A 2357-nucleotide genomic window follows, 5' to 3' on the forward strand; every position below is an offset into this window, starting at 1 on the left:
ATCCAGAAGCCCCCGCTCGTCACCGTCGGCGCCCGCGGTCCACATCGGCCCCATCTGAATCCCGGATGTGGCGAGCGCATGCTCGATACGTGGGCGCAACCCACGCTCCAAGGGAACGGCCTCGCCTTCACCAACGAGCTCTTCGGTGAGCGCGTCGTAGAGCCGAGCCTGAACGCAGCCGGTTTGTGCACACAGTTCTTTCATGCGCGCCAGCACGCTGATACGGGCTGTGCCGTGCGGGGCCTGGCGCCACCGCTCYGCCAGGCGCTGCAGATCCTGATCGCGACGCCAAAACTCGGCGTCTGAATGGCGCTCGTGCAGCCAGGCAGTCCAGTGGACGGACTTCGACGACACGACGGCGCGCAATTCCGTTGACGCAGTGCTTCGTTCTCGGCGTGCGGCATCGATGGCGCCCGCAATGCCGGCAATGACGATGACGGCGGCTGTCAACGCCAGCACGAGCAACAGGTGCGCGGTGCCTGTCTGCGTGGTCTCGATGGCAGACAACGGGTTGGAGCGACCAGGACGGCGGGCGACGGCATAGACCAACGCAGCAGACAGCGCCACAAACGCAAATCCCTTCCACTGCCCAAGGGACTGCAGCAACAGCAGGTCAGACGAGAGCCCGTACAGCAGCCTGTCCGAAAACAGGATCCACGCCATGCCGAACAGTGCGTACAGCAGGCCGGCGCCCATGGCTCTCCGGTCAACACGTTCGGCCCACCGCGATATCGGCCGCAACGGCCCAATGCCTTCCCTCGGCACATTGCCGAGGTGGCCCTCATCAAGAGCTGCGTCCGAGCTCGGTGGTTGGTGCATGGCGAGTCTCCCTCGATCCAGGGTCGATACTCGCTTGGCTCAGTCGCAGAGGATTGATCTTCGTCAATTCAGCGATCGAGCCGCTGGTCGCATTCCCCACAAGGGGTGCCAATCGGAATCAGCGCCCGCGAAGGCCGACCGACGACAGCCGATGTCACCGAAGACTGCCCCAGGCCGGTGCGTCAAGACGCCGGGCACCAGCCCTTCGCCGGCCGGGCCCGAGTGGCCAAGGTCATTTGCCCGACACGAAGCCGATGGCCAGCGTCCGCGCGATGCAAACCGCGTTGGGTTGGTAGGCGTTCTCGGGCGGCGTGAACATCGGGAAGAAGTAGGTGGCGACCCCGTCCACGCAAGGGTGGCCGTCCGGGTAGGTACCCACCGCACAAGTCCCATGCGGGTTGCCGCAGTTGCTGGGGTACATGGCCGAGCCGTACTTGGTGGTCTTGGGCCCGCGGCAGGTGTAGGTCGGCGTTGGCGGGCTGCCCTCGCACGAGAGCGAAACCGGAAAGTTGTACGACGCGCCACCCTGGCCTTGGCACTCGTCCCTGCGCCACGCCTCGTCGGTGCAGGTCGAGGGGATCACGCTGACGTCGTACCAGACGCAAGAGCCCCCGCCAAAGCAGCCCGGGGCACTGGCCGGCTCGAAGTTCGTCTCGATCATCGTCTGGTGGTTGGCTTGCGCTTCCCAGCAATTGGCCGGCGGGGTCTTGGCCGCGGCACAGAAACGAGACGAGCCATTCGTGCTGGCCACCGTCGCGGAGCAGGTCTTGCCCGCCTTGATCAGCGCGTAGGACGCCTTGGCCGTGGCCCCGGTCTTCAAGCAGCCACTGCCCCAACTGATCGTGCCCGCGCCCTGGGCGGCATTGGTGAAGCTGACATAGACGGCCGCGGCGCGATGGTTGGCGATCTTGACCTGCGTCGAATCGGCCCATGCTGACGCGCCGATGCTGGCCAAGGCGATGGACGCCAAGAGTCTGCTTGCGGCAACAGCAAATTTGAAGCGCATGTCGACATCTCCCGTGAGTCAGCGAGTTGATCAATGGGTGATCCGGACGAGCCGCATGGTTCGGCAGGACGACCCGGGGGTGGCCGCCACTAATGTACGAGCAGCCAAGGCGCAGAGCTCCTCCCCTCCAATTCAAACTGTAACGGTCATACAAATTCATGCGTTAGGCCTGCAGAATCGTTCCCGACCATTCGCTCTCAAGGAAACGAATTCCTTGAGGCGCTCAACAAGGGGGAATATCTTGCTGTCACGCCTTCAGGCCACCATTCCACGCACCGCCGCCCTGCTCGCCTGCCTGGCCGCGAGCACCTTTTCGGCATCAGCCTCCGCTCAGTGGCTGCAACGCGGCTACGACGCTGCCGCCACCTACGCCAACACCGCCGAAACCACCCTCACGCCGGCCAACGTGTCGCAACTGAGCCGCCTCTGGCGCACGCATACGGCATCGCTGCAAGGCCTGATCCAGGGCGAGGCCTCTGAATCCGGTGGGCTGATTTTCGATTGCGCCCAACCGCCCACGGCACGCGCCCGC

The 2357-nt window shown here is 64.9% G+C and carries 3 protein-coding genes; 1 reads left to right on the top strand and 2 read right to left on the bottom strand.

Annotated elements, in window-relative coordinates:
- Positions 1-819: hypothetical protein (locus AC1DYI_RS32950; RefSeq protein WP_477208322.1), on the bottom strand; the 819-nt coding region annotated here is incomplete at its 3' end.
- Positions 820-1051: 232 nt separating this feature from the next.
- On the bottom strand, positions 1052-1789 hold the full coding sequence (locus AC1DYI_RS32955; protein ID WP_477208323.1) for a hypothetical protein: 738 nt from the start codon (positions 1787-1789) through the stop codon (positions 1052-1054).
- Here AC1DYI_RS32955 and AC1DYI_RS32960 point away from each other — a divergent pair.
- Positions 1764-2357 (top strand): hypothetical protein (locus tag AC1DYI_RS32960; RefSeq protein WP_477208324.1); only part of this gene is annotated, 594 nt, incomplete at its 3' end. The two genes, AC1DYI_RS32955 and AC1DYI_RS32960, sit on opposite strands and share 26 nt — an antisense overlap.

The sequence above is a fragment of the Ideonella sp. P3_A4 genome, from assembly GCF_056403075.1.